The sequence below is a fragment of the Kribbella sp. NPDC059898 genome (assembly GCF_042730855.1).
GTDB lineage: Bacteria > Actinomycetota > Actinomycetes > Propionibacteriales > Kribbellaceae > Kribbella.
In genome coordinates this window covers 425,144-451,894 of sequence record NZ_JBHWKR010000003.1, presented here as the reverse complement: position 1 = coordinate 451,894, position 26,751 = coordinate 425,144, and the positions used below count along the sequence as shown (strand labels likewise).

General features: G+C 70.3%; 24 protein-coding genes. 10 read left to right on the top strand and 14 right to left on the bottom strand.

Translation table 11 applies throughout. The features are described 5' to 3' along the window. Positions 1-42 precede the first annotated feature (42 nt). Entirely contained in the window at positions 43-825 is a 783-nt protein-coding gene (locus tag ACFV9C_RS12320; protein WP_380193019.1) for an LLM class flavin-dependent oxidoreductase, read from the top strand. Here ACFV9C_RS12320 and ACFV9C_RS12315 read toward each other — a convergent pair. Genes ACFV9C_RS12315 through ACFV9C_RS12305 form a run of 3 tightly spaced genes read right to left on the bottom strand, consistent with a single transcriptional unit; the run spans position 812 to position 4,099 of the window. Beyond that, positions 812-2,407 (bottom strand): AMP-binding protein, encoded by a 1,596-nt coding sequence (locus ACFV9C_RS12315; protein WP_380193017.1) that lies wholly within the window; start codon positions 2,405-2,407, stop codon positions 812-814. The genes ACFV9C_RS12320 and ACFV9C_RS12315 overlap by 14 nt on opposite strands. Then, positions 2,404-3,282 (bottom strand): SDR family NAD(P)-dependent oxidoreductase, encoded by an 879-nt coding sequence (locus ACFV9C_RS12310; RefSeq protein ID WP_380193015.1) that lies wholly within the window; start codon positions 3,280-3,282, stop codon positions 2,404-2,406. Before ACFV9C_RS12310 ends, ACFV9C_RS12315 begins: the two co-directional genes overlap by 4 nt. A 40-nt stretch (positions 3,283-3,322) precedes the next feature. Then, the gene (locus ACFV9C_RS12305; protein ID WP_380193013.1) at positions 3,323-4,099 is read right to left on the bottom strand and encodes an alpha/beta fold hydrolase; all 777 of its coding nucleotides are present in this window, start codon (positions 4,097-4,099) and stop codon (positions 3,323-3,325) included. A 78-nt stretch (positions 4,100-4,177) separates the two neighbouring features. Here ACFV9C_RS12305 and ACFV9C_RS12300 point away from each other — a divergent pair, with 78 nt between their 5' ends. Next, a complete protein-coding gene (locus ACFV9C_RS12300; RefSeq protein ID WP_380193011.1) occupies positions 4,178-5,305 on the top strand; it encodes a M24 family metallopeptidase in 1,128 nt (375 codons plus the stop codon). Here the strand turns inward: ACFV9C_RS12300 and ACFV9C_RS12295 are convergent. After that, on the bottom strand, positions 5,302-6,279 hold the full coding sequence (locus ACFV9C_RS12295) for a GlxA family transcriptional regulator (RefSeq protein ID WP_380193010.1): 978 nt from the start codon (positions 6,277-6,279) through the stop codon (positions 5,302-5,304). The genes ACFV9C_RS12300 and ACFV9C_RS12295 overlap by 4 nt on opposite strands. Before the next feature lie 70 nt (positions 6,280-6,349). On the opposite strand from ACFV9C_RS12295, the gene ACFV9C_RS12290 reads away from it, so the two are divergent. The 3 genes from ACFV9C_RS12290 (at position 6,350) to ACFV9C_RS12280 (ending at position 10,373) form a co-directional block, all read left to right on the top strand. Continuing rightward, on the top strand, positions 6,350-7,624 hold the full coding sequence (locus ACFV9C_RS12290; protein ID WP_380193008.1) for an MFS transporter: 1,275 nt from the start codon (positions 6,350-6,352) through the stop codon (positions 7,622-7,624). Positions 7,625-7,670: 46 nt separating this feature from the next. Further along, positions 7,671-8,150, top strand: coding sequence for a redox-sensitive transcriptional activator SoxR (gene soxR / locus ACFV9C_RS12285; RefSeq protein WP_380193006.1), 480 nt, complete (start codon positions 7,671-7,673; stop codon positions 8,148-8,150). Positions 8,151-8,246: 96 nt separating this feature from the next. Next, positions 8,247-10,373, top strand: coding sequence for a RecQ family ATP-dependent DNA helicase (locus tag ACFV9C_RS12280; protein ID WP_380193005.1), 2,127 nt, complete (start codon positions 8,247-8,249; stop codon positions 10,371-10,373). Between the two features lie 26 nt (positions 10,374-10,399). Here ACFV9C_RS12280 and ACFV9C_RS12275 read toward each other — a convergent pair whose 3' ends face one another. After that, entirely contained in the window at positions 10,400-11,173 is a 774-nt protein-coding gene (locus tag ACFV9C_RS12275) for an ArsR/SmtB family transcription factor (RefSeq protein ID WP_380193003.1), read from the bottom strand. Positions 11,174-11,263: 90 nt separating this feature from the next. Here ACFV9C_RS12275 and ACFV9C_RS12270 point away from each other — a divergent pair, with 90 nt between their 5' ends. The 3 genes from ACFV9C_RS12270 to ACFV9C_RS12260 are packed head-to-tail and all read left to right on the top strand — an operon-like array spanning position 11,264 to position 13,530. After that, positions 11,264-12,049 carry a GNAT family N-acetyltransferase gene (locus tag ACFV9C_RS12270; RefSeq protein ID WP_380193001.1) on the top strand — a complete coding sequence of 262 codons (786 nt, stop codon included), beginning with the start codon at positions 11,264-11,266 and terminating at the stop codon, positions 12,047-12,049. 13 nt (positions 12,050-12,062) lie between these two features. Further along, positions 12,063-12,797: an SDR family oxidoreductase gene (locus tag ACFV9C_RS12265; protein ID WP_380193000.1), complete on the top strand. Its 735-nt coding sequence runs from the start codon at positions 12,063-12,065 to the stop codon at positions 12,795-12,797. After that, complete coding sequence (locus ACFV9C_RS12260; RefSeq protein WP_380192998.1) at positions 12,787-13,530, top strand: MerR family transcriptional regulator; 744 nt, start codon at positions 12,787-12,789, stop codon at positions 13,528-13,530. The genes ACFV9C_RS12265 and ACFV9C_RS12260 overlap by 11 nt, the downstream gene beginning before the upstream one ends. Here ACFV9C_RS12260 and ACFV9C_RS12255 read toward each other — a convergent pair. After that, entirely contained in the window at positions 13,481-15,049 is a 1,569-nt protein-coding gene (locus ACFV9C_RS12255) for an adenylate/guanylate cyclase domain-containing protein (protein ID WP_380192996.1), read from the bottom strand. The genes ACFV9C_RS12260 and ACFV9C_RS12255 overlap by 50 nt on opposite strands. Positions 15,050-15,189: 140 nt before the next feature. Between ACFV9C_RS12255 and ACFV9C_RS12250 the strand changes: the two genes are divergently transcribed. Beyond that, positions 15,190-16,956 carry a M1 family metallopeptidase gene (locus ACFV9C_RS12250; protein ID WP_380192995.1) on the top strand — a complete coding sequence of 589 codons (1,767 nt, stop codon included), beginning with the start codon at positions 15,190-15,192 and terminating at the stop codon, positions 16,954-16,956. 137 nt (positions 16,957-17,093) lie between these two features. Here the strand turns inward: ACFV9C_RS12250 and ACFV9C_RS12245 are convergent, their stop codons facing one another. After that, a complete protein-coding gene (locus tag ACFV9C_RS12245) occupies positions 17,094-17,954 on the bottom strand; it encodes a GNAT family N-acetyltransferase (protein WP_380192993.1) in 861 nt (286 codons plus the stop codon). Between the two features lie 91 nt (positions 17,955-18,045). Here ACFV9C_RS12245 and ACFV9C_RS12240 point away from each other — a divergent pair, with 91 nt between their 5' ends. Further along, entirely contained in the window at positions 18,046-18,720 is a 675-nt protein-coding gene (locus ACFV9C_RS12240; protein ID WP_380192991.1) for a GntR family transcriptional regulator, read from the top strand. A 120-nt stretch (positions 18,721-18,840) separates the two neighbouring features. On the opposite strand, the gene ACFV9C_RS12235 is transcribed toward ACFV9C_RS12240, so the two are convergent. The 7 genes from ACFV9C_RS12235 to ACFV9C_RS12205 all read right to left on the bottom strand — a co-directional run bounded on the left by ACFV9C_RS12235 (position 18,841) and on the right by ACFV9C_RS12205 (position 26,642). Continuing rightward, the gene (locus tag ACFV9C_RS12235) at positions 18,841-20,592 is read right to left on the bottom strand and encodes a gamma-glutamyltransferase family protein (protein WP_380192990.1); all 1,752 of its coding nucleotides are present in this window, start codon (positions 20,590-20,592) and stop codon (positions 18,841-18,843) included. Continuing rightward, positions 20,589-21,566: an ABC transporter ATP-binding protein gene (locus ACFV9C_RS12230; protein WP_380192988.1), complete on the bottom strand. Its 978-nt coding sequence runs from the start codon at positions 21,564-21,566 to the stop codon at positions 20,589-20,591. The genes ACFV9C_RS12235 and ACFV9C_RS12230 overlap by 4 nt, the downstream gene beginning before the upstream one ends. Then, the gene (locus tag ACFV9C_RS12225) at positions 21,567-22,538 is read right to left on the bottom strand and encodes an ABC transporter ATP-binding protein (RefSeq protein WP_380192987.1); all 972 of its coding nucleotides are present in this window, start codon (positions 22,536-22,538) and stop codon (positions 21,567-21,569) included. Next, positions 22,535-23,413 (bottom strand): ABC transporter permease, encoded by an 879-nt coding sequence (locus ACFV9C_RS12220; RefSeq protein ID WP_380192985.1) that lies wholly within the window; start codon positions 23,411-23,413, stop codon positions 22,535-22,537. The genes ACFV9C_RS12225 and ACFV9C_RS12220 overlap by 4 nt, the downstream gene beginning before the upstream one ends. Further along, positions 23,413-24,366 carry an ABC transporter permease gene (locus ACFV9C_RS12215; protein WP_380192984.1) on the bottom strand — a complete coding sequence of 318 codons (954 nt, stop codon included), beginning with the start codon at positions 24,364-24,366 and terminating at the stop codon, positions 23,413-23,415. The genes ACFV9C_RS12220 and ACFV9C_RS12215 overlap by 1 nt, the downstream gene beginning before the upstream one ends. Beyond that, positions 24,363-26,036: an ABC transporter substrate-binding protein gene (locus ACFV9C_RS12210; protein ID WP_380192982.1), complete on the bottom strand. Its 1,674-nt coding sequence runs from the start codon at positions 26,034-26,036 to the stop codon at positions 24,363-24,365. The genes ACFV9C_RS12215 and ACFV9C_RS12210 overlap by 4 nt, the downstream gene beginning before the upstream one ends. A 111-nt stretch (positions 26,037-26,147) precedes the next feature. Beyond that, entirely contained in the window at positions 26,148-26,642 is a 495-nt protein-coding gene (locus tag ACFV9C_RS12205; protein ID WP_380192980.1) for a GNAT family N-acetyltransferase, read from the bottom strand. Positions 26,643-26,751: the final 109 nt, after the last annotated feature.

The following is a 26,751-nucleotide window of genomic DNA, read 5'->3' as shown; positions in this document are numbered from 1 at the left end:
TCACGCGCTCCGTCGGACACCCCGCCCGCATAGGCTCGTCCCGTGCCCGAACTCCAAGTGGTCCTCCCGGACGAGTCCGCCGCCATGCCGCCCGAACGACTCGTCGAGCTGGCGATCGCGGCCGAACAGCTCGGCTACGGCACGGCCTGGTTGCCCGACCACCTGCTCCCGCCGGGCGAGTTCGGTTCGACGTACGGCGGGGTGTACGAACCGCTCGTGACGATCGGCTACCTGGCGGCCCGGACGACCCGCATTCGGTTCGGTACGTCGGTGCTCGTCCTGCCGCTGCGCAGCCCGTACGTCGTCGCGAAGCAGGCCGCGACGCTGCACCGGCTCTCCGGGGAACGACTCGTGCTCGGGGTCGGCGCGGGCTGGGCGGAGGCCGAGTTCGCGGCGGTGGGCGCGGTGTTCGAGGAGCGTGGTCGGCGTACGGATGAGTCGCTGGGGATCATCCGCGACCTGTTCGAGGGGCGGGACCGGGGTGGCGTGTTCGAGCCGGCGTTGCGGGCTCCGTTGCCGGTGATGATCGGCGGAACAACGGGACCCGCGCTGCGGCGGGCCGCGCGCTACGGCGACGAGTGGCAGGGGCTCGGGCTGGACGGCGCGGGGTTCGCGGCGGCGGTTTCGAGGTTGCGATCGTACGGCGACCGCCCGGTGCGGGTGGGGACGCGGCTCGACTGGTCCGCGGGTGATCCGGACCCGGTTGTTGCGATGGCGCACGAGTTGGTGGCCGCGGGTGCGGAGACGCTGGCGGTGTCGTTCGGGGACGAGAAGGACGCGCTGGACCGGATGACCCGGTTCCCCACCTTGTTCACGGCGGCGTGAGGCGGTTGCGGAGGATCTTGCCGGTGGCGTTGCGGGGGAGTTCGTCGAGGATGACGACCTGGCGCGGGGTCTTGTAGCGGGCCAGGTTGGCCTTCACGTGGGCGAGCAGTTCGTCCTCGGTGGCCGGTGCGGTGAGTACGACGTACGCGAGCAGCCGCTGGCCGAACTCGTCGTCGGGTACGCCGGTGACGACCGCCTCCGCGACCGCGGGGTGTGCGGCGAGGCACTGTTCGACCTCGACCGGGTACACGTTCTCGCCGCCGGACACGATCATGTCGTCCTCGCGGCCGTCGACGTACAGCCGGCCAGTGGTGTCGAGGTGGCCGAGGTCGCCGGTGCTCATCCGGCCGTCGACGACCGTCTTGTTCGAGCCGTCGGAGTACCCGCCGAACACCAGCCCGCCGCCGGCGAAGATCCGCCCGGTCGTGCCGGCCGGCACCGGCCGGTCGCGGTCGTCGAGGATGCGGATCGAGCTACCGAGACATGGACGCCCGACGGTACCCGGCGCTTCGACCAGGTCCGCGGCGGTGGCGATGGTCGCGATGCCGACCTCGCTCGACCCGTACGCGTCGCACAACACCGGCCCGAACCGCTCGATGAACTCCGCCGCCAACGGTGCGCCGAGTTGTGCGGCACCGGAGATCACCGCCCGGAGCGAACGCAGGTCGTACTGCGCGGTCGCTGTCGGCCCGAGGTCCAGCAACCGTCGCAACATCACCGGCACCGCGACCACGGATCCAGCCCGCGTCGCCTCGACGTCCGCGAGCAGCGTCGCCGCGTCGAACCGCGGCCGCAGTACCAGCGGCGACCCGAGGAACAACGCCAGCATCGACATCAGCAACCCGACCCCGTGGAACAACGGCGGCCCGATCACCATCGGCTCGCCCGCCCGAACCCCGAACCGCTGCAACGCACTCCCCGTCAACCCCGCCAACCCCAAGGCCCCGGTAACCCGAGGTGCGCCCTTAGGCGCCCCGGTAGTCCCGGACGTCAACAAGGTGATCCGCCCCACCCGCCCCGCCACCGGCGCCTCCGGCGCAGCACTCCGAGCCAGCTCATCCACACCGGTAACAGAGGGGATACCTGAGGGTGGGGTGAATTCTGCGTCGTGGATGAGGAGGTCGGGGCGGTGCTGGTCAAGGACGGCCTCGAGTTGGGGTGGGGCGAATTCTGTGTTGAGGAAGAGGACGTCGGCGCCGAGGCGTGATGCTGAGAGGGTTGCCTCCAGGAAGCCGGCGTGGTTGCGGCAGAGGACGGCGACCTTGCTGCCGGCAGCGATTCCGTGATCGGCGTACAGGCCGGCCGCGATCCGCTCGCACCGTGCGTCGAGCTCGGCGTACGTCAGCCGATCGTCCCCGCAGATCACCGCTGCCCGGTCCGGGAACCGGATAGCCGCGACTGCCCCAAGGGTCGCCATCGACTGACCCCACGTCCGCAGCGCCCGCTCGATCCGCACCAGCTGCGCCGGCCCGGCCGAGCGCCACACGCCGGACCGGATCAACGCCACCGACAACCCGCCCACTTCGGCCGCGCCCTGCACCAGCCACCCAGGTGGGCGGAGCGGTCCGATCGGGTGGATCATCGCTTCTTCCCGCCTCCGGTACGCCGGAAGTACTGCTCCAGCAATCGATCCGTCGGCACCCGCAGAAGGTTGCCCACGGCATCGGCCGGGCGGACGAACGGCGGCGTGATGTTGTGCGGCCGCCCCGCCACCGCCGTACACACCTGGTCCGCGGCCTGCTCCGGCGACAACCCGGGCATCTTGTTCAGCAACGGCGTCGGCTCACTCATCCGGGTATGCACCAGCCCCATGTAGACGGTCGACGTCGTCACCCCGTCCCCGCGCACCTCCTGCGCGACGCACCGCAGCCACACGTCGAACGCACTCTTCGACGCCAGGTACGCCGACCACCGCGCCATCGGTGGCGTCCGGACCCCGGCCGTCGACACGTTCACGATGTGCCCGGACCGCCGTTCCCGCATCGACGGCAGGAGCTCCAGCACGAGCTTCGCCGGCCCGAGGTAGTTGACCGCATTGGTCCGCTCGATGTCGTGGAACCGCTGGTACGTGTCCGCGACCGACCGCCGGATCGACTTGCCCGCGTTGTTCACGAGTACGTCGACCCGCCCGTGCTCGGCCAGCACCGTCCGGACCAGCTCCTCGACCGCCGCCGGATCCGCCAGGTTCGCCGGATAGACGTACGCCGACCCGCCGCCCGACCGGATCTCGCCGGCGACGACCTGCAACTGTTCCTCGGTCCGCGCGACCAGCAACACGGTCGCCCCGGCCGCGGCCAGCCGCCGGGCGGTCGCCTCGCCGATCCCGTACGACGAGCCCGTCACCAGGACGACCTTCCCGCGCACAGCAGCCGCGAGTCGTTCGTCGGAGATCCGGGCCCGCCCGTTGGTCAGCGCGACGAGCAACGGCCACCCGATCGGATGCTTCGAAGCCACCATGCCGCTGACATTACCCGCTGGTAGCCATCAGCGGGAGCCCTCAACCCACCCTGAGCAACCACTCCTTCACGAACGCCCGCAGCAACTCCGGCTGCTCGATCTGCAGGTTGTGCCCGGCCACGTCGAGGACCGCGTACGTCGCCCGCGGGTAGTGGGGGAGCAGCGGGAACAGGTCCTCGAACCCGGTCACCGCATCCTGACGTCCGCAGAGGATCAGCGACGGACCGACGTACGCCGGGCCGCTCTCCGGCCCGATCGTCAGCGCCCAGTTCTTCTGGATGCGCTCCATCGCCGCCTTGTCCGCGACCGCCAGCCCCGGCGCCACGTCCGAGCGGTACGCCGCCAGCGCCGCCGCGGTCTGCGCCACCGCCAAGTCGGTGAAGTCCTCGCCCTCCTCGAGCGACTCGAGCACGCCGGGCTCGGTCCGCAGGACGACGTGCTCGGGCAGCTTCCGGTCCTGGTGCCAGAGCTCGCCGGCCGGGCAGATCATCGCCAGGCCGCGGACCTGCTCCGGTCTCTCCGCGACCAGCCCGCGCGCGAGGTACCCGCCGTACGACTCGCCGACCAAGAGGAACGGCTCGTCGCCGATCTGCTCGTCGATGAACGCGCGCAGCGCCGCCATGATCCCGTCCGAGCTGTCGATGTCGGCGGCCGGGCTCTGCCCCATCGCGGGCAGGTCCGGATAGAGCCGCCGGTAGCCGGTCAGCTCGCTGAAGATCGGCTCCAGACAGCCGGTCATCAGCCGATGGTCCGGCGTCCAGCCGTGGAGCGCGAGAACGGGTACGCCGTCGCCGTGGGACACGAAGTGCAGTGTCATGGAAGTGCCTTTCGCCGAGCAGGGATTGAAGCGAAACCCAGTTGTAGCAATCCCTTCCGACAGTTTTAGAGTCTGACCATGGCCCGTCGCTCAGCACTTCCCCCGATTCCCGATGCCGCCGTCCTCCGCGCCCGCCTGGACCGCGCCCGCGAGGCCGCGGCCGGCGCCGGTCTGGTGATCGCGCCGGGCTCCGACCTGCGCTACCTGATCGGTCGGCCGGGCGGTTCGTTCGAGCGGCTCACCGCGCTGCTGATCCCGGCCGACGGCGCTCCGGCGTTGATCGTCCCGAAGCTCGAGGCCCCCGGGTACGACGGCCTGCCGCTCGAGGATCTCGGCGTCGAGGTCGTGACCTGGGTGGACGGCGTCGACCCGTACAAGCTGGCCGCCGAGCGGCTGGGTGACGCGGCCAAGGTTGCCGTCAGCGACTTCACGCCCGCCCTGCATGTGCTGGCGATCCGGGACGCGCTGCCGAAGGCCGAGCAGGTGCTGGCCGGCCCGATCGTCCGCGAGCTCCGGATGCGCAAGGACGCCGCCGAGATCGACGCGCTCCGGAAGGCAGGCGCCGCGATCGACCGCGTGCACGCCAGGGTCGGCGAGTGGTTGCGCCCCGGCCGGACCGAGGCCGAGGTCGGTGCCGACATCGCCGCCGCGATCGTCGAGGAAGGCCACACCGAGGCGGACTTCGTGATCGTCGGGAGCGGCCCGAACGGCGCCAGCCCGCACCACGCGCTGTCGGACCGGGTGATCGAGGCGGGTGACGTGGTGGTCGTGGACATCGGTGGACCCGTTGCCGAGGGCTACAACTCGGACTCCACCCGGACGTACGCCGTCGGTACGCCGCGGGACGCCGACGTGGCCGCGACCTACGCCGTACTGCAGGAGGCGCAGCAGGCGGCCGTGGACGCAGTACGGCCGGGTGTGACCGCTGAGTCGATCGACGCGGCAGCGCGGGACGTGATCGCGGCGGCCGGGTTCGGCGACTACTTCATCCATCGGACCGGGCACGGGATCGGGCTGGACGTGCACGAGGACCCGTACATCGTCGCGGGCAACGACCTGACGCTGGAGCCTGGTATGGCGTTCAGCGTCGAACCGGGCATCTACCAGGCCGGTCGCTGGGGCGCGCGCATCGAGGACATCGTCGTCGTCACCGCGGACGGCGTGGAGGCGATGAACAAGCGGCCCCACGACCTGGTCGAGCTCTAACCCGCCCGGAACGCCTTGCGGTAGGCGAGCGGGGACACCCCGAGCTCAGACCGCAGGTGATGTCGCAGGGAGGCCGCCGTACCGAGGCCGGCCTCCTCCGCGATCCGGTCGACGGACAGGTCGGTCGTCTCGAGCAGCTGGCACGCGTGCCGCACCCGCTGCTGCAGCAGCCACGTCCCGGGCGACTGACCGGTCTCGGCCTTGAAGCGCCGGCTGAAGGTCCGCACGCTCATCTGCGCGTACGCCGCCATCGCGGACAGGCTGATCTCGGTGTTCAGGTGCCGCAACGCCCACGCCCGGGTCGGCGACGTACCCTCGCTGCCTTCCTCGGGGACGGCGTGCTCGATGAACTGGGACTGGCCGCCGTCGCGCCAGGGTGCGACCACGCAATGCCGGGCGGCCCGGTTCGCGACCTCGCTGCCGAAGTCGCGGCGGATCAGGTGCAGGCAGAGGTCGATCCCGGCGGCGAGACCGGCCGAGGTGAGTACGTCGCCGTCGTCGATGAACAGCCGGTCCTCGTCGAGCTTCACCTGTGGATAAACGCTCCGGAACAGCTCGGCGCGCTCCCAGTGGGTGGTCGCCGGCCGGTCGTCGAGGTATCCGGCCGCGCCGAGAACGAACGCGCCCGTGCAGATCGAGGCGATCCGGGTGCCGGGCCGGATGGTGGCGAGCGCGGCGGCCAGGTCGTCGGGCAGGGTGCCGTCGTACCGCGGCTGATGGATGTAGGTGCCCGGGACGATCACGGTGTCCGCTGCCGCGAGGGCCTCGGGGCCGTGGTCCGGGATCAGGTTGAACCCGGCGCCGGCGCGGACCGGTCCGCCGAGGCCGCAGATGCGGATGTCGTACAACTTGGTGCCGTCGGCCGTGGTCGCGGCACCGAACACGGTCGGCGGGATGGTCAGGTCGAACCCGACCACCGGTTCGAGCGCGAGGACCGCGATCACGTGCGGTGTCGAGGCTGACTGGCGGCTCATGGCCATATCTTGACACATGTTGACTATGTGGCCACTAGTTCGATGAGCGTCGAACCGGCACTCTGGTCCGGTGACGCAGATTCTGGAGACGAAGAAGGCTCCCCGGGTGCACCTGGCCTGGGCGGTCGCGGTGGTCGGGTTCGTGACGCTGATCGGAGCGGCCGGGTTCCGGTCGGTGCCGAGCGTGCTGCTCGACCCGCTGCACGAGGAGTTCGGCTGGTCGCACGCGACGATCTCGACCGCGGTGTCGATCAACCTGCTGCTGTACGGCGGGATCTCGCCGTTCGCGGCTGCGCTGATGGACCGGCTCGGGCTGCGCAAGGTGGTCGGCGGGGCGCTGGTGCTGATCGCGTTGGGCAGTGGGCTGACTGTCTTCATGACCTCGTCGTGGCAGCTGCTGCTCTGCTGGGGTCTGCTCGTCGGTGTGGGCACGGGCTCGATGTCTATGACGTTCGTGGCGACTATTACCGGCCGTTGGTTCGTGCATCGGCGCGGTCTGGTGACCGGGATCCTGACTGCGGCGGGGGCTACGGGTCAGTTGATCTTCTTGCCGCTCATTGCGTCTCTTGCTGCGCGGTACGGGTGGCGGGTGCCTGCGCTGGTGGCAGCCGGTGCGGCGTTGGCCGTCGTACCACTGGTGGTGCTGTTCTTGCGTGACTACCCGAGCGACGTTGGGTTGCGTGCGTACGGGGCTCCGGAGGGGAGTGCTGCGGGGCAGCGGGTCGTGGCGACCGGGAGTAGCGCCGTACGGGCGTTGAACGCGCTGCGGATGGCTGTCCGGCGGCCGGCGTTCTGGTTGCTGGCTGGTGGGTTTGCGATCTGTGGGGCGTCGACCAACGGGTTGGTGGGCACGCACTTCGTGACGGCTGCGCACGACCATGGGATGCCTGCGACGACCGCTGCGTCGCTGCTGGCGCTGGTGGGTGTGTTCGACGTGGGCGGGACGATCTTCTCCGGGTACCTGACCGACCGTTGGGATCCGCGGTACCTGTTGATCGCGTACTACACGCTGCGCGGGCTGTCGCTGCTGGTGCTGCCGTCGCTGCTCGGTCCGACGGCTGCGCCGAGTACGTGGGTGTTCATCATCTTCTACGGGCTCGACTGGGTGGCGACGGTGCCGCCGACGGTGGCGTTGTGCCGGGAGTGGTTCGGGCAGGACGGGCCGATCGTGTTCGGGTGGGTGTTCGCGTCGCATCAGGTGGGCGCCGCGCTGGCCGCGACCGGTGCGGGCGCGATCCGGGACGCGCAGGGGAGCTACAACCTGGCGTGGTACCTGGCCGGTGGGTTGTGCGCCGGGGCGGCGTTGATGTCGGCGAGTATCGGGCGCCGGGTCGTGACAGCCTGAACCTGTCCGCTAGCCTCGATATAGGTTGAGGTTGGAGGGTAGGGCGATGGACATCGAGCCGGGTGAGCTGACCGTCGGGCAGCTGTCGCAACGCAGCGGCGTGGCGATCTCGGCGCTGCACTTCTACGAGCGCCAGGGGCTGATTCTCAGTCGCCGTACGTCCGGGAACCAGCGCCGCTACAAGCGCGACACGTTGCGGCGGGTGGCGCTGGTCCGGATCGCCCAGCGGGTCGGGATCCCGCTCGCCGAGGTGGCCGCGGTCCTGAAGTTGCTGCCGGAGAACCGGACGCCGACGCGCGCCGACTGGGAACGCATCTCGGAGTGCTGGCAGGCCGAGCTCGACCGCCGGATCCTGCACCTCGAACAACTCCGCGACGACTTCAAGGACTGCGTCGGCTGCGGCTGCCTCTCCCTCGACCGCTGCGCCCTCGCCAACCCCCACGACACCCTGGCCACCACCGGCGCCGGCCCTCGCCGCCTGCTGACCCCCGACAACACCCCCTGCCACCCCGCCCACTGCGCCTGACACCCCACCCCATCCCTCGTGGAGGGTGGGCGAGTTGTCCACAGGTGGGTGGTTGGGGTGCGCGCGTTGGGGGTGGGGGCGTCTAGGGTTTCCGGCATGAGCGAGACCGACGCGATGGCGACGCTGACCGAGGACCGGGCGAAGGTTGCCGGGGACGTGATCCGGGCGATCGCGGGCGACGACGCGCGGTTGCGGGCGGATCAGGAGACCGCTGTCGCGGCGCTGTGCGAGGCGGCGGCGCGGGTGCTCGTGGTGCAGGCGACCGGCTGGGGCAAGTCGGCGGTGTACTGGGCGGCGACCGCGATCCGTCGGGCGGAGGGGCTCGGGCCGACGCTGGTGGTCTCGCCGCTGCTCTCGCTGATGCGCGACCAGGTCGGCGCCGCGAGCCGCGCCGGCCTGCGCGCCGCGACGTTGAACTCGAACAACATCGACGCCTGGTCCGAGATCGAGCACGACCTGCGCTCGGGCGCCATCGATGTACTGCTGGTGTCCCCGGAACGCCTGGCGAACCCAGGCTTCGGTCGGCGGGTGCTGGACGGGCTCGCCGGCAACATCGGGCTCCTCGTGATCGACGAGGCGCATGCCGTGTCCGACTGGGGCCACGACTTCCGGCCCGATTACCGGCGGGTGTCCGACGTGCTGCAAAAGCTCAACCCCGACACGCCCGTCCTGGCGACGACGGCGACGGCGAACTCGCGGGTGACGGACGACGTCGCGAAGCAGCTGGGCGCCTCGACGCTCGTACTGCGTGGTCCGCTGGCGCGGTCGAGTCTGCAGCTTGCCGTCGTGGATGCACTCTCACCGCTGGATCGCTTCGCGTGGGTAGTCGACGTGCTGCCGCAGCTGCCGGGATCGGGGATCGTGTACGCGCTGACCGTCGCGGATGCGCAGCGGCTGGCCGCGGTGATCCAGGAGGTGCATGGGCGGGACGTACCGGTCGCGGCATACACGGGGCAGTTGGAGGCGGGGGAGCGGGAGAGTCTCGAGGACGCGCTGCGCGACAACCGGTTGAAGGCGTTGATCGCGACGTCGGCGTTGGGGATGGGGTACGACAAACCGGACCTCGGGTTCGTCGTCCACGTGGGTTCGCCGCCGTCGCCGGTGTCGTACTACCAGCAGGTCGGGCGTGCCGGACGCGGGATCGACCACGCGGTCGTGGCGCTGCTGCCGTCAGACGCGGACTCTGGTGTGTGGGACTACTTCGCGACCGCGACGATCCCGGTGCCGGAGAACGTGCAGCGGCTGTTGCGCGCGTTGGAGGGCTACGGGCCGGATCAGCCTGCGTCGGTGCCGGCGTTGGAGGCGGAGACCGGGCTGCGGCGGACCCGGGTCGAGCTGATGCTGAAGCAGCTGGCCGTGGATGGGGTCGTGGAGCGGGTCGAGCGCGGGTGGTTGCGGACCGGGGCGGAATGGACGTTCGACGCGGCGCGCTACGACGGCATCGTGTCGGTACGGCGGCGCGAGGCGGACATCATGCGCGCGTACACCCGCGGAGACCGTTGCCTGATGCAACTGCTGCAGGAGTCGCTGGACGATCCGTCGGCCGAGCCGTGCGGGCGCTGTTCGGTGTGCCTGGGGGAGTTACCGGAGCCGCTGGTGTCGCGGCCGGATCCGGAGACGGTCGCGGCGGTGACCCGGTTGCTGCGCGGCGAGGTGCACGTGCTGGAGCCGCGGAAGATGTGGCCGGGCGGGGCGTTCGGAGCCCGCGGGAAGATCCCGCCGGCGTTGTCCGCCGAGCCCGGCCGGATCATCGTGTACGCCGACGCGCCCGAGTGGCGGGAGGTGTTGCAGGGGGCGTTCAACGGTACGCCGACCCACGACGCCGTCGAGGCGCTGAAGGCGGGTGCCGTCGCCGCGTTGTCCCGCTGGCGCGGCTCGTGGTCGTCCCGCCCGGAGCTCGTCGTACCACTGGCTGCCGGTGGTCACCCCGACCTGACGTCCGTCGTCGCCGACCACGTCGCCGGAGTAGGCCGCCTCGACCGCGCCGAGCTGACCGTCAACCGCACCGGCTACACCGACGACCTCTCCTCCGCGGAAGAAGCCAAGGTCTGGCGAGACGGCATAGCCGTCGACCCCACCACAGCTCAGTCCGTCACGGACCGCACAGTCCTCCTGCTGGTCGACGCAACCTCATCCCAATGGCCAGTAACCGTAGCCACCGCCAAACTCCGCGAAGCCGGCGCCGCCGCAGTCCTCCCCCTCATCATCCACAAACGCCCATAACCCGCCGAGGGGGGCATGTGCGGCTCCTATGCAGCGGCTGAGATCTCCAGCAAGGATTTCAGGTCCGCGATCAGCCGCGGCCACCCGTCCTGCACCATGGTCCGCGCGGTGCTGCCCGCCTCGAACCCGGTGTGGACGACGGTCAGTTTCACCTGGTCGTCGACCGGCTCGAGCTCGAACACCGCCGTCGACAACGGCTCCCGGCTGATCGCCTCGTACACCTCGTCGGAGAACCCGACCGAGTCCGCCCACTCCCGGGTGATGTGGTGCCAGGTGTAGGACAGCCGCGTGTACGGCGTGTTCTCGACGACGACCTGTCCCGGCCCCGCGATCGTGACGCCGCCCGCGTGCCAGATCATCTCGGAGCCGACCTTCCAGTCGGTCTCGTGGCGCAACTGCCAGTACTGCTCGGTGAAGGCCGGATCGGTGAGCGCCTGCCAGAGCCGCTCGGGTGTCGTCCGGATGTAGGTCGTGTAGACGAAGTCGCTCACAGGAGTCTCCAAGGAGGTCTTGAGGTCGGCGAGCAGCTGCGCCCGCCGCCGGTCGTACTGGTGGATCCACCGGTCCGCGATCGCGTTGATCGGCTCGGCGTTCAGGTGGTGCAACTTCTCCCGCCCGCGCCACACGGTGGTGATCAGATTCGCGCTTTCCAGGACCGCGAGGTGCTTGCTCACGGACTGCCGGGCCATGTCCAGCTCGGCGCACAGCTCCCGCAGGGTCTGCCCGTTCCGCACGTTCAGCAGGTCGAGCAGCCGTCGCCGGCTGGGGTCCGCCAGCGCCCGGAACACCTCGTCGTCCATCGCACTCCCGATCCGGAAAGGCAGCCATCCGGCTGCCTAATCAAGATAGGCAGCCAATAAGCTGCATGTCAACCCTGATTGGATAGGAGCGTGGAGATCACCAGCCTCGGCTTCCGTACCGACCTGTTGCTGCTCGAGCTCGGCGGCAGCGAGTTCCGCGACACCGGCGAGTACGTCGTCGTCCGGACGCCGCTCAACCCGGGCTTCTGGTGGGGCAACTTCCTGCTCTACCGGACGCCGTTCGCGCCGGACGACACCAAGATCCGGCTGGACGACTTCCACCGCGAGTTCCCGGACGCGAAACATGGTGCGTTCGGCATCGACAGCACCGACGGCGAGGTGGGTGCCGAGGACGAGCTGACCGCGGCCGGGTTCGAGGTCGAGCGCAACGTCGTGATGACCGCGGACCGAGTCGTCCCGCCGCCGCGGCCGAACGAGCAGGCGACGTACCGGTTCCTGAGCAGCGACCGCGACTGGGAGCAGGTGTACGAGCAGAGCCTGGCGTGCGCGGCGATGACGGTCGACGACGACTACAAGGAGTTCACTCGGCGCAAGCTCGTGGCGAAGCGGGGCCTGGTGGAGTCCGGGCACGGCCAGTGGTTCGGCGCGTTCGACGGCGACCGGCTGCAGAGTTCGCTCGGGCTGATGTTCGACGGCAGGGGGCTGGCGCGTTTCCAGAACGTGCAGACCTCGCCGGAGGACCGCGGCCGCGGCCTGGCCGGCACGCTGGTCCACCACGCGTCGACGTACGGGCTGGAGCACGCGAAGCGACTGGTGATGGTGGCGGACCCGGAGTACCTGGCGATCCGGATCTACCGGTCGGTGGGCTTCACCGACACCGAGACCCAGCTCCAGATCGCCCGCCCGCCCGCGTGACAGACTGGCCCGCATGAGTCGGGTTGTGCTGGTCACCGGAGGAAGTCGCGGGATCGGGGCGGCCGCAGCGCTCGCGCTGGCCGCGGACGGTTGGGACGTCGGGGTGAACTACCGGACGCAGGCCGACGAGGCCGCGCGGGTGGTGAAGGCCTGCGAGGAACGCGGCCGCCGGGCGATCGCCGTACAGGCCGACGTGGTCGAGCCGGACCAGGTCGAGCGGCTGTTCGACACCGTGACGGCCGAGCTCGGCCCGATCGGTGCCGTGATCAACAACGCGGGCGTGGTCTCGCCGTCCGGCCGGGTCGCTCAGTACGACGCCGCCCGCCTCGAGCGGGTGTTCCGGATCAACTCGATCAGCGCGTTCCTGGTCGCCGGCGCCGCGGTACGGCGGATGTCCACGGCGTACGGCGGGAACGGCGGTGTCATCGTCAACGTCTCGTCCCGCGCCGCGGTACTGGGATCGGCGGGGGAGTACGTCGACTACGCCGCGAGCAAGGCCGCCGTGGACGCGCTGACGGTCGGTCTGGGCAACGAAGTCGCGAAGGAAGGCGTCCGTGTGCTCGGCGTCCGCCCCGGCCTGATCGAGACCGGCATCCACGAGCCGGGCCGACTGGACCGGATCGGTACGACGCCGCCGCTGGCCCGTCCGGGGAAGGCGGAGGAGGTCGCCGAGGTGATCGCGTTCCTGGCGTCGGACCGTTCGTCGTACATGACCGGCTCGACCGTAGACGTCGCCGGTGGCCGCTAAAGCGCTCCGCCCGGTCGATCTGGCCCGTCGCGCCGGGGTCTCGACCCAGCTCGTCCGCAACTACGAGGCGGACGGCATCCTGCCGCCGTCGCCGCGGTCGGACAGCGGGTACCGCCAGTACGGCCCGGAGCACGTGCGGGCCCTGCTGACGTACCGGGCGCTCGCGCCGGGCTTCGGTGCGGAGACGGCGACCGCGATCATGCGCGCCGTACACGACGGCGACGAGGCGCTCGCGTACCGGCTCGTCGACGCTGCGCATGCCGCGCTCCACGAGCAACGGCAGGCGACGGATGCCGCGAGTGATGCGCTCGCGGCGCTGGCGGCGGAGTACGTCGACGAGCATCCGGTGACGGGTCCGTCGTTGCTCGTGGGGGAGTTGGCGCACCGGCTCGGCATCCGTACGTCGGCGCTCCGCGTGTGGGAGGCCGCCGGCCTGCTCGCGCCGACCCGCGAGCCGGGGACGAAGTACCGCCGCTACGGCCCCGAGGAGGTCCGGGACGCGCGCATCATCCACATGCTGCGCCAAGGCCGGTACTACTTCGAGCAGATCAAGCCCGTCCTCGACGGACTACGCCGTACCGGCAGCACCGAGGCGCTCCGGACCGCCATCGCCGAACGCCGCGCCGCCCACGACCGCCAGACCAAGGCGATGCTGTACGGCGCCGCGCTACTTTATGAACTTATCAATGCGGGACCGCGAGCCGCGTCGGAACCGACCGTCCCCGCACCGTGACCAGTTCGCTCTGCCGCCACTGATCCGACTCGTCCGTCGCCGCCTCCTCGACCGCGGCCATCGAGGCGATCAGCCGCCCGGGCGCGGTCTTCGCCAGCTCGCTCAGCCGCGCCGCCTCGTTCACCGGGTCGCCGATCACCGTGTACTCGTGCCGTCGTACGTCGCCCACTGTGCCGGCCACCACGACGCCTGCGGTGATCCCGAGCCCGGCGGTTGCCTCGGGCAACTCATCGGCCAGCCGCCGGGCCAGCTCCCGCCCCGCGGCGAGCGCGCTGCCCGCCGGATCCGGCAGCTCGGCCGGCGCTCCGAAGATCGCCAGCGCGGCGTCGCCCGCGAACTTGTTCACGAACCCGCCCTGCCGGTCCACCTCCGCGACCACGATCGCGAAGAACCGATTGAGCAGCTGCACCACCTCGGTCGGTGGCAGGTGCGTGGCCAGCTCGGTGGAGCCGACCAGGTCGACGAACAGGACGGCGGCGAACCGCTCCTCGCCGCCGAGCCGCTCACTCGTCAGGGCCTCCCGGACGACGCCGGGACCGACGTACCGCCCGAAGACGTCCCGGATCCGCTCGCGTTCGCGCAGCCCGTCGGTCATCCGGTTGAACCCGGCCTGCAGCGACCCGAGCTCCGTGCCGTCGAAGACCGGGATCGTGACGTCGAGCCGGCCCTCGCCGATCAGGCTGAGCGCGTCCCGCACCGAGCGGACCGGAGCCACCACCGACTTCGCCGACAACCAGGTCAGCAGATAGCCGTTGCCGAGCGCCACGATGCCCAGGGCAAGGATCACGACGGCCATCCGGGTCGTGGTCACGTCCCGCTCGATCAGCGCGAGTACGGCGGCCAGCATCAGGCCGGCCACCGGTACGGCGGACCCGACCGCCCAGAAGAACAGCGTCCGCGCCTTCAACCCGGCCGCGAGCAGCCGCCGCGGAGGCGACGAATCGGCCAGCGCCCGCGCCGCGACCGGACGGAGCGCGAACTCGGTGAGCAGGTACGACACCGAGCAGGTGATGATCGCGCCGTCGATCACGGTCAGTGCGACGCGCAGCGCGTTCGCGGGCTGCAGCATCAGCGTCATCACGGTGAAGAACACGGCGGCGACCAGCCAGAGCAGCACCTCGATCAACGTCAGCCGCAGCGGCAACTGCAGCGTGGCGATCTGTTCCTGCCGGGTGGCCGGCCGGCCGAGCTCGATCCAGCGCGTCACGCGCCGCGTCAGCCGCCGGCTCCAGACACAGCCGATCGTCATCGCGACCAGGAAGTAGGCCGGGATCACGATCGCGTCGACCAGTTGGAGCTGGTCGACCAGCGACGGACCGGGCAGCACGAAGACGGCCAGCACGAACACGACCAGCGCACCGATCAGGTTGGTGCCGATCGAGAACGTGGTCATCAGGATCTGCAGCCGGATCCGCAGCCGCCGGGTGCTCTGGTCGGCCGGTCCGAGCAGCCAGGACCCGAACGGGCGCCGCCTGAGCACCAGTTCCGGGTTGCCCTGGGCAGTCCGCTGGATGGTCATGGGCCCTAGTCTGCCCTGGGCCGGCACCGTCAGGAGTGAAGCGAGGTTTTGGCACGGTGGTGCGGGTGGCCCAGATTGGCCGCCCGAACAGGTCCTGACCTGGGTACTGTTCCTCGGACGCCTCACTCGGGGAGCTTCCCTTGACGCACGATCGCCACTCCTACGCCGAGCCGGAGCGGGTCCGGACGACCCACCTGGAGCTCGACCTCGCGCTCGACTTTGGTCAGCAGGTGCTGTCCGGCAGCGCGACGCACACCCTCGCCTGGACCGATGCCGGTGACCGGCTGGTTCTGGACACCCGCGACCTCACCGTGACCGGTGTCGAGGGGCAGACCGACGACGGCTGGGAGCCGCTGGAGTACAGCCTCGCCGACGCCGATCCGGAGCTCGGTTCCGCTCTGACCATCGCGACGGCGGCCCATCCCCGGGTCAAGGTGAGCTACCGGACCGCGCCGACCGCGAGCGGGCTGCAGTGGCTGGAGCCGGCGATGACGGCCGGTGGCGTGCTGCCGTTCATGTTCAGCCAGTCGCAGGCGATCCATGCCCGCAGCTGGGTGCCGCTGCAGGACACCCCGAGCGTCCGGTTCAGCTACGCCGCGCACGTCACGGCGCCGCCGGAGCTGATGGTGCTGATGAGCGCCGACAACGGCACGACGTCCCGGCGTACCGGCTCGTACGACGTGGTGATGCCCGAGCCGATCCCGTCGTACCTGCTGGCGATCGCGGCGGGCGACCTGGTGTTCGAGGCGCTCGGCGAGCGCTCCGGGGTGTGGGCCGAGCCGGCGACGGTGCGGAAGGCGGCGACCGAGTTCGCCGACACCGAGGAGATGATGCGGGTCACCGAGGAGCTCTTCGGCCCGTACCGCTGGGGCCGCTACGACCTGCTCGTACTCCCGCCGTCCTTCCCGTACGGCGGGATGGAGAACCCGCGGATGACGTTCGCGACGCCGACCGTGGTGATCGGCGACAAGTCGCTGGTCAGCGTGATCGCGCACGAGCTCGCGCACAGCTGGTCGGGCAACCTGGTCACCCAGGACAGCTGGGACGACATCTGGCTCAACGAGGGCTTCACGTCGTACGTCGAGAACCGGATCGTCGAGGCGGTGTACGGGACCGAGTTCTCGGTGATGGAGACCGCGATCAAGCAGCACGCGACCGTGGTGAAGCTGGACCCGCTGACGCCGGCCGAGCTCGCAGTGGAGCTGCCCGGGCTGCACCACCGGTCCGAGTACCACGGGACGACGTCGACCGGGCCGCTCAAGGGGTCGTGGTTCCTGTCCTGGCTGGAGGAACGGTTCACGCGGGAGGTGTTCGACCCGTTCCTGCGCGGGTACTTCGACCGGTTCGCGTTCCGCAGCATCAACACCGACGATTTCGTCGCGCACCTGCGGGAGACCCTGCTCGCGTCGCATCCGGATGTGGTGACGTCCGAGGAGCTGGCCGCGTGGCTGTACGAGCCGGGCATTCCGGCGTTCGCGGCGCGGGCCGTGTCGGCCCGGTTCCAGGTCGTGGACGAGGCGCGCAGTACGTGGCTCGCGACGGGTGAGCTGCCGCACGGCGCGGAGCGGTGGACGACGCAGGAGTGGCTGCGGTTCCTGGACGCGGCTCCCGACGTACTGAGCCCGGTGCTGCTGCAGCAGCTGGACCGCGCGTTCGGTCTGACCGGTACGGCGAACGGCGAGATCGCGCGCCGCTGGTACCAGATCGTCGCCGCCAGCAGCTACGAGGCGGCGTACGCGGAGATGGCGGAGTTTCTGACCAAGGTGGGCCGGATGAAGCTCATCGTCCCCGTCTACCAGGCGCTGGCCGGCACCGACCGGGCCTTCGCCGCCGAAGTCTTCGCCAAGGCGCGCCCCGGCTACCACCCGATCACCACTGCCGCCGTGCAGAAGATCCTCGGCCAGTAACCACGTAAAGACCGACAGGACGTATACGCCCGCGACGCCCTCGAAAGTCCGTCCCTGAGCCTGCACGGGACAGGCCCTGGACCACTACGTCCTGTCGAAATTCACCACGCCGGCCGCTCGTCGGTTGGCCGGTTTTGCTAGAGGTCGAGCTTGCGCCGGTGGACCTGGAGCTGGGGGCGGTAGCCGAGTCGGTCGTTGGTGCGGCGCATCGGGGTGTTGGTGTCGACGGTGTCGGTGAGGAGGCCGTCGAGGTCGGGGAAGCGCCGGCGGGTCTCGTGGATCTGGGCGGCCTTCATCCACAGCGCCAGCCCGCGCCCACGGTGCTCCGGCAGCACAGCTGTGCCGTAGAGCTGACCGTCGCCCTTCCCGTCACCCGGTACGACGACCTCGGTGAAGCCGGCCATCCGCCCGGTGCCGTCGAGCGCGGCGACGACGTACAGGTGGTCGCCGCGCCCCTCGATCAGCCGCGCGGCGTGCCGTGTCCGGTCGGCGTCCCAGCTGTCCGCCCCGGTCGAGATTGACCCGGACGGCGCGTCGGCCATCCCGACGCGCGCGTCGGTGAACGTCTGCACGAGCTCGTCCGGCGCGACCCCCTCCCACGACACCAGCCGGTATCCGGGCACCGCCGGTACGTCGGGGATCCGTTGCGTGAGGTCGAGCCGCGCGTAGATCAGCGTCAGCCCGATCTCGAACCCGTGGTACTGCAGGAACAGGTCGCCGGCGGACCCCGCGTCGACGTCCGTGATCAGCGTCCGTACGTCGTGATCGCGGGCGCCGCCGGCCACCGCGCGGAGCAACTGTGTGCCGATGCCGTGCCGCCGCTCGGCCGGATGCACGTTCAGCTCGAACTCGGCGAGATGCGAGTGCGTTCCGCGGGTGTCGAGCCGGAGGAACGCCGACCCGGCCGGCGTACCGTCGGCGTGCGCGGCCAGCCACGCGATCCGCCGGCTCAGCGGCCGGACATCGGGGTCGGCGAGGGGAATCAGTCTGATGGTCAAGCCGTCAACATAACGCGGCGCCGGATCACGTGCCGGGGCGCGGGGGATCGGCTACCGTGACGCGAAGCCGGAGCGGCGAGAGGAGCCTGGGGTGGCGGAACTGGACGCAGTACGACCGATCCGTACGATCGGTGCCGATCACGTCGCGCTCCGCGAGCAGGTGCTCGCCGAACTGCGCCGGCGGATCGTCGACGGCGAGTACCGGGAGGGCGAACGGCTGACCGAGACGCGGGTCGCGGACGACTTGGGCGTGTCGCGCAATCCGGTCCGGGAAGCGCTGCGCGTGGTCGAGGCCGAGGGGTTCGTGGAGATCCTGCCGCGGCGCGGTGCGGTGGTCACGACGCTCGACGAGACGGCCGTGCGGGACCTGTTCGCGGTCCGGGAGCAGTTGGAGACGCTGGCCGCCGGGCAGGCGGCGGAACGCGCGACGCCGTCCGGGATCGCCGGTTTGCGCGCACTGATCGACGAGGCCGCCGCGGCGACCGCGGCGGGTGACCTCGACCGGGTCGCCGAACTGAACAGCGACTTCCACCGAACGGTCCTGGAGGTCAGCGACAACCGTTGGCTCCAGTCGATGTCCGCGGCCCTGTACGACCACGTCCACCGAGTCTTCCGCACCGGCGCCGCCCACCGAGCCCCCCACTCCCTCGACGAACACACCCGCCTGGTCGACGCCATCGAAGCCGCCAACCCCACCGAAGCAACAAACGCCGCCCGCCTCCACGTCCAAGCCGCAGCCCAAGCAGCCCTACCACCCCACAACTGACCCCAGCCACCTCACCCCACCCCGCGCTCACCACCCCGCGCTCACCACCCCGCGCTCACCACCCCGCGCTCACCACCCGCCTGCCCGCCGCTGTGCGGCGGGCAGGCGAGGGGTGTTGATTCAGCGGCCTACGGCGTAGCCCTGCATGCCGCGGGGGTTGGCGGCTGCTGCTAGCACCCCGTCGGGTTCTTTGCGTACGGCGCACAGCCGGCCGAGGCTCCACGGGTCGGACTCGGTGACGACGTGCCCACGTCGTACCAGCTCGTCGCGAATCCCCGGACCGACCCGGCTCTCGATCACCAACCCACCAGGCTCCGTCGCCCGCGGATAGAACGACGACGGGAAGCCAGTCGTATGCCAAGCCGGCGCGTCGATCGCCTCCTGCAGATCGACCCCCGCACCCAGATGCCGCAACAAGAACAGCAACTGCCACTGGTCCTGCTGATCCCCACCCGGCGACCCACACGCCATCACCGCCGCCCCGTCCCGCAACACCAACGTAGGCGTCAGCGTCGTCCGAGGCCGCCGACCGGGCGCCAGCGAAGCCGGCAGTCCCTCCTCCAACCAGAACATCTGCGCCCGGCTCCCCAGACAGAACCCAAGCTCCGGAATCGTCGGCGACGACTGCAGCCACCCACCACTCGGCGTCGCGGAGATCATGTTCCCCCACCGATCCACGACGTCCACATGACACGTATCGCCCCGCGTCTCACCCACCGCGGAAACCGTCGGCTCACCCGTCGTCGCATCGCCCGTCTCGTTGCCGAGAGCAATCGACGGCAGCACCGGCGTACGCCCGTCCGGCCGCCCCGGTCGCAACTCCAGCGATGCCTCCGCCCCGACCAACTTCGCCCTCTCGGCCGCATACCCGGGGGAGAGCAACGTCTCCAGCGGTACGTCGTACCCGTCGCCGTACCAGGCCTCCCGATCGGCGTACGACAGCTTCATCACCTCCACCGTCGCGTGCACACCCTCGGCGCTGTCGAGGTCCACCTCGCCCAGCGCCGCAAGCACAGCGAGCGACTGCAACAGCCCCGGCCCCTGCCCCCACGGACCGGTCTTCGCGACCGTGTACCCGTTCCAGTCGTACGTCGCCGGTTCCTCCCAGCTCGACTCGAATGCCGCCATGTCCGCGCCCGTGATCAGCCCGCCGTGATCCTCCCCGCTCGAATCCCGGTGCGGGATCCGCGAGAACTTGTCCACCGCCTCCGCAACGAACCCTTCCCGCCACGCCTTCCGCGCCCGCTCGATCTGCTCCTCCCGATCGCCGCCGGTCGCCGAGCCGACCAGCCGCTCGAGCGTCGCGGCGTACGCCGGATTCCTGAACCGCCCGGTCACCGCCCGCCCGTCCTTCAGCCAGAGCGCCGCCGACGTCGGCCAGTGCTGCTCGAACAGCTCCTGCACCGTCCCGATCGTGTCCGCGATCCGCGGCACCAGCGGATGCCCGTTCCGCGCGTACTCGATGGCCGGCTCGAGTACGACGTTCAGCGGCAGCGTCCCGTGATCACGCAGCAGGAGCAGCCAGGCGTCGACCGCGCCCGGAACGGTCGCCGCGAGCGGACCGGATCCGGGGACGAGGGTGAGCCCGAGCGACCGGTAGTACTCGATGGTCGCACCGGCCGGCGCGACGCCCTGCCCGCACAGCACTCGCGGCGCCGGGTCGGCCGCGGTCGCGATGATCGCCGGTACTTCGCCGCCCGGCCCGTTGAGGTGCGGCTCGACCACGTGCAGCACGAACCCGGCCGCGGCACCCGCGTCGAACGCGTTCCCGCCGAGCTCGAGGATCCGCATCGCGGACTGCGACGCGAGCCAGTGCGTGGACGAGACCATCCCGAACGTACCGCGCAGCGTCGGGCGGGTGGTGAAGGTCATGGGGCAGCTCCTTCGTTCAGTCGTACGTCTGGTCCGGTTCCGTCGTCGTTGACCAGGTGACAGGCCACCTGGTGTCCACCTTCGCCGATCGTGCGTGGTTCCGGCACGACCGTCCGGCATGTGTCCACCGCGACCGGGCATCGGGTGTGGAACCGGCAGCCGGGTGGCGGGTCGATCGCCGACGGGAGGTCGTCGCCGAGCAGCACCGGCCGCCGGGCGCGCTGCTCGACCGGATCCGGGACCGGCGCCGCGGACAGCAGCGACTGCGTGTACGGGTGCGCCGGGTGCCCGAAGATCCGCCGCCGCGGACCTTGCTCGACGAGCTGACCGAGGTACATCACCGCGACGTCGTCCGCGAGGTACTCGACCGCGGACAGGTCGTGCGTGATGAACAGGCACGCGAACCCGAGGTCCCGCTGCAGATCGGCGAGCAGATTCAGTACGGCGGCCTGCACCGACACGTCGAGCGCACTCGTCGGCTCGTCGGCGACCAGCAGGCGCGGTTCGGAGATCAACGCACGGGCGATGCTGACGCGCTGCCGCTGACCGCCGGACAGCTCGTGCGGCGCCCGCTGTGCGACCTCGGGCCGCAGACCGACCCGCCGGAGCTCCTCCGCGACCCGGTTCCGTACGTCGCCGCGCCGCATCAGCCGGAGTGGTTCCCCGACGATGTCGCCCACCGAGAGCCGCGGATCGAGCGATCCGGCCGGGTCCTGGAACACGATCGACACGTTGCGCCGATGCGGCCTCAACTGGCGGCGGTTCAGATGCGTGATGTCCGCGCCCGCGAGCCGGACCGTACCGCCGGTCGGTTCGAGCAGCCGGACGACGCAGCGGCCCACGGTCGACTTGCCGGAGCCGCTCTCACCGACCAACGCGACCACGGACCCTTCCCGGATCCTGAGCGTGATGCCGTCGACGGCCCGGACCGGACCGAAGTGCATGACCAGATCCTCGACTTCCAGGGCATCCATTCAGACCTCCACTCGGGCGGCGTTCCAGCAGGCCACGCGATGCGGTCCGTCGCTCAACGCGGGCTGGGACGTCGTACAGGTGTCGAGTACGCGCGGACAACGATCGGCGAACGTGCACGCGTCGGGCTGCTCGCTCAGCACCGGCACGAGGCCGGGAATCTCGTTCAGCCGTTGCGATTCTGCGGACCGGGCGGCTGCGGGGGACGCGCCGAGCAGCCCGCTCGTGTACGGGTGCTGCGGGTGCGCGAACAGCGCGTGGACCTCGGCGGTCTCCACCACCCGTCCGGCGTACATCACGGCGACCCGGTCGGCGAGGTCCGCGACGACGCCGAGATCGTGCGTGATCAGCACGATGCTCGTCCCGAGCCGTTCCCGCAGTCCGCGCAGTACGTCGAGGATGCCGGCCTGGATCGTCACGTCGAGCGCGGTCGTGGGTTCGTCGGCGATCAGCACCTTCGGGTCGCAGGCGACGGCCATCGCGATCATCACGCGCTGCCGCATCCCGCCGGACAGCTGGTGCGGGTAGTCGCCGATCCGGCGTTCGGCGGACGGGATGCCGACCAGCTTGAGGAGTTCGACCGCGCGGGCGCGGGCGGCCTGGCGGTTCAGGCCGATGTGGGTGCGCAGTACCTCGGTGATCTGGTGGCCGACGGTGAAGACCGGGTTCAGCGAGGTCATCGGCTCCTGGAAGATGTACGCGACCTCGCGCCCGCGGATCGAGCGCAGCGTGCGCCTGCCGGCGCCGATCAGCTCGGTGCCGTCCAGTACGACGGAGCCGGTGACGGTCGCGGTCCGGGGGAGCAGGCCGGCGATGCTCATCGCGGTGACGCTCTTCCCGCAGCCGGACTCGCCGACCACCGCGAGTACCTCGCCGTCGCCGACCTCGAGGCTGACCCGGTCGACGGCGGACAGCGGTCCGTCCTCGGTCCGGAAGCTGACCGACAGGTCGTGCAGCGCCAGGACAGGTTTCATCTGCGGCTCGCCTTCGGGTCGAGGGCGTCGCGGAGGCTGTCGCCGACGATGTTGAACGCCAGCGTGAGCAGCATGATCGCGACGCCCGGCATCACCGCGGCCCACGGCGCCCGGGACGCGAACTGTTGCGCGTCCGCGAGCATGGTGCCGAGGCTGGGCGCCGGCGGCTGGATGCCGAGCCCGAGGAACGACAGCACCGCTTCGCCGAGGATCGCCGCCGGGATACCGACGGTCGCCTGCACGATGATCGCGGACCCGGCGTTCGGCAGGATGTGCCGGCCGAGCACCCAGGCGTCACCGGCACCTTCGACGACGGCCGCCGCGACGAAGTCGAGCGACTTCAGCCGGAGCGTCTCGGACCGGACGATCCGGATCATGCCCGGGATCTGCGCGATCCCGATCGCGATCGCCGCGTTGCCGAGGCTCGCGCCGCGGATCGCGGCCAGCCCGACGGCGAGGATCAGGAACGGGAACGCCAGGACGAGATCGGTCAGCCGCGAGATCAGTGCGTCGACGGTCCGGAAGTACCCGGCGATCAGCCCGAGCGGTACGCCGACGACGAGCGAGAACGCGACCGCGAGTACGCCGACGTGCAGCGACGCGCGCAGCCCGAACATGATCCGGGACAGCACGTCGCGACCGAGGTCGTCGGTGCCGAGTGCGTACCCGGCCGTTCCCGGCGGCGCGAACGCGTGGTCGAGGTGGTTCTGGGTGGGCTCGTGCGGCGCGAGCCAGTTCGCGAAGACCGCGAGCACGACCGCGATCGCCAGGACCGCCAGTCCCGTCAGAGCGAGCGGATTGTGGACAATCCTACGAACCACCCGCCGGCGGTTGCTGCGCAGCGGCGCGGCGGTCACTGCTTCGGCGACGGCCATCACACCTCACCTCGGACCCGGATGCGCGGATCGATCACGGAATACAGCAGGTCGACCAGCAGATTGATGACGATGTACGCCGTCGCGGTGACCAGGACGACCGCCTGGATGACGGGGTAGTCGCGCTGGAACACCGCGTCCACGGTCAGCTTGCCGAAACCGGGCAGCGCGAAGATCCGCTCGGTGACGACCGCCCCGGAGATCAGCGCGCCGAGCTGCAGCCCGACGACCGTCACCACCACGATCAGACTGTTGCGCAGGGCATGCTTTCCGACGACGGCCCTCGGCGGCAGGCCCTTCGCTTCCGCCGTCCTGATGTAGTCGGCCGACAACGCGTCGAGCATCGACGACCGGGTCTGCCGCATGATCACCGCGGCAAGGCCAGTGCCGAGGATCAGCGACGGCAGGATCAGATGGTGCAGGTTCGCGATCGGGTCGCTGAAGAACGGCACGAAGCCGGACGCCGGAAAGAGGCCGAGGGCAACGGACAGGTACAGGATCGCCATCAGCCCGAGCCAGAAGTGCGGTACCGACAGGCCGAGCAGCGCGAGCCCGTTCGCGGCCCACTCCGCCGGACGTCCACGCCGTACGGCGGCAATCACGCCCGCGCCGACGCCGATCACGCTCGCGATCAGGATCGCCAGCACCGACAGCTCGATCGTCACCGGCAACGCGCTGACGATCATCGACCTGACCGGCGCACCGGTCCGGATCGACTGCCCGAGGTCTCCGCGCGCGGCGTGACTGACGAACTGCCAGAACTGGACGAGCCACGACTGGTCGAGCCCGTACTGCTGCCGGATCGCCCGCAGCGACTCCGGATCCCGGTCCTCGCCGGCCAACGCCAGCGCGGGATCCCCGGGCAACGCCCGTACCCCGACGAACACCACGATCGTCGCGAGGACGAGCGTCACCGCCGACTGCCAGAGCCGCCCGAGCAGGTACCGCCTCACTTGGCGAATCCCGCGAACGCGGTGCGGATCACCCCGTCGGGGTAGACCTGGATTCCGAGCAGCTTCTTCGAGACGCCGGTCAGGTTGCGCTGCCGGTACAGGTAGACGATCGGATCGTCCTGCTGCAGCTTGCCGACGACCTCGCCGTACAGCTTCACGCGCTCGGCCTGATCGGTGGACTCGCGGGCCTGGGTGAGAAGCTTGTCGACGTCAGGACTGCTGTACCCGGAGACGTTCTGGCTGCCGGTGGTGCCGACGAAGTTGTAGATGTTCGCGTCCGGGTCGACCCGGCCGGACCAGCCGAGCTGCAGCAGCTCGAAGTCGCCGCGGTCCTGCTGGTCGAGCAGAGCGGCGTACTCGACCGGCTTGATGACCAGATCGAACCCGCCCTCCTTCACCATGCCCTGCAGGGCCTGCGCCAGCCGGAGGCTGTCCGGGTTGTTGGACGTGATCATCTCGACCTTGTACGGCGTACTCACGCCGGCGTCGGCCAGCAGCTGCTTCGCCTTCGCCGGATCGTGCGCCGGGCAGACCTGCGCCGGGTCGGAGGTGAACTGGCTCTTCGGGGAGATCGGCGAACAGGCGACCGTGTTCAGCCCGTTGAAGATCGACTTCACCAGAGCCTCGCGATCGATCGACAGGGCGAGTGCCTGCCGGACCTTCGGGTCCTTCGCGAGCGGACTGTCCAGCGGCTTCAGTGTGTTGCCGACGCCGTTCGCGTTGGCGATGTTGATCGTCAGGCCCTGGTACCCGAGCGACTGCGACTGCAGAACGCTGACCGCGGAGTCCTTCTGGAGTTCGGGCGCGTCCTGTGTGGACAGCGAGTCCGCGACCTGCGCGTCACCCGACTTCAGGTTCGCGGACCGGATGCTGGAGTCGGTGATGATCCGGTACTCGATCGCGTCGAGGTGCACCTTGGCCGCGTCGTAGTACAGCGGATCCTTCACCACCTTGATCGAGTTCTGGGCGACCCGGCCGGCGAACTTGAACGGGCCGACGCAGACCGGCGCGTTCGAGAAGTTCGCGCCGAGCTTCGTGACCGCGGCCGGGCTGAGCACCATCCCGGCCCGGTCCGCGAGTGCCGCGGTCAACGGGGCGAACGGCTTGGACAGCTTGATCACCACGGTCTGCGGATCCGGCGTCTCGATCGAGGTGATCGGGCCGAGCTCGCTCTTCCGCGCTGAACCGGCCAGCGTCAGATCGCGGTTCAGCGACATCTTCACCGCGTTCGAGTCGAACGTGCCGCCGTCGGCGAACTTCACGCCCTGCCTGAGCGGGATCGTCAGGCTCCGCCCGTCCGCCGAGACGGTCGGCAGCGCGGTCGCGAGCTGCGGGACGACCTTCGCGTCCGGATCCAGGTCGTACAGCTTCTCGCACATCGTGTGGAAGACGTAGCGCGAGTACAGGCTGCGGGACAGCGTCGGGTCGAGCTTGTCCGGATCGGCGGACAAGGCCACCGTCAACGTCCCGCCCTGCTTGACCTGCGCCGTGTCGGCCGCCTCCCCGAAGACGTCCTGCGCGGCCGACGACGTACCTCCCGACGGGCTGTCGCCGGCAGGCTGCACGGGCGAGCATGCCGTACCGGTCAGAACCAGCGCGACCACGGCCGCGCCGGCTCCGACCGGTGTCCGGCGGCAGATGAATCGGTTCAGTGCGAGTCGACGAGTCATCGCATGCTCCTGTGTAGGCGGGGTACTGTCGACTGTTTCATGTATACAAGGAGCGTGCGCAAGTGATTCGGCGAGTTTGACTGAACCTTTTACCACCCGCCGCCGGGACGGTCAGACCGTGACCGGATAGGTCAGGTCCCCTTGAGGTACGGCGCCGTCGCCGAGCGCGAGCGCCATCATGCTCGGACCGTCGTACTGCGGATGACGGATGCCGAACTCGGTCGCCGGCCGGAAGCCGAACCGCGGGTAGTACTCCGCGTGTCCGAGGACGACGACGACCGGCTCGACCCGGTCACGCGCCGTCGCGAGCGCGGCCCGTACGGCGGCCCCACCGGCGCCCTGACGCTGGTACGCCGGCTGTACCGCGACCGGTCCGAGCGACAGGACCGGTACGTCGCCGACGTGACAGCGGGTGAGCAACGCGTAGGCGACCGGCCGGTCGTCGGTGGTGGTGGCAACGAACATCAACCCGGGGATCCAGGCGGCCGGGTCGGCGCGATGCGCGTCGAGGAAGTCCACCTCGAACTGGCGGCCGAAGGCGTCGTGCGTCAGTGAACGAAGTACTTCGATGTCGGACGGAGTCTCGACACGGGTGTTCCAGGACAACGGAAATTCCTTCCGGAGAAGCGGATGAGTTGACTGACCGAAGGCGCTGCCGAACGTGCCGCAGCGCGGTCCTGCCGGGTCATCAACTCACCTCCTTCGCCGAAGTCCG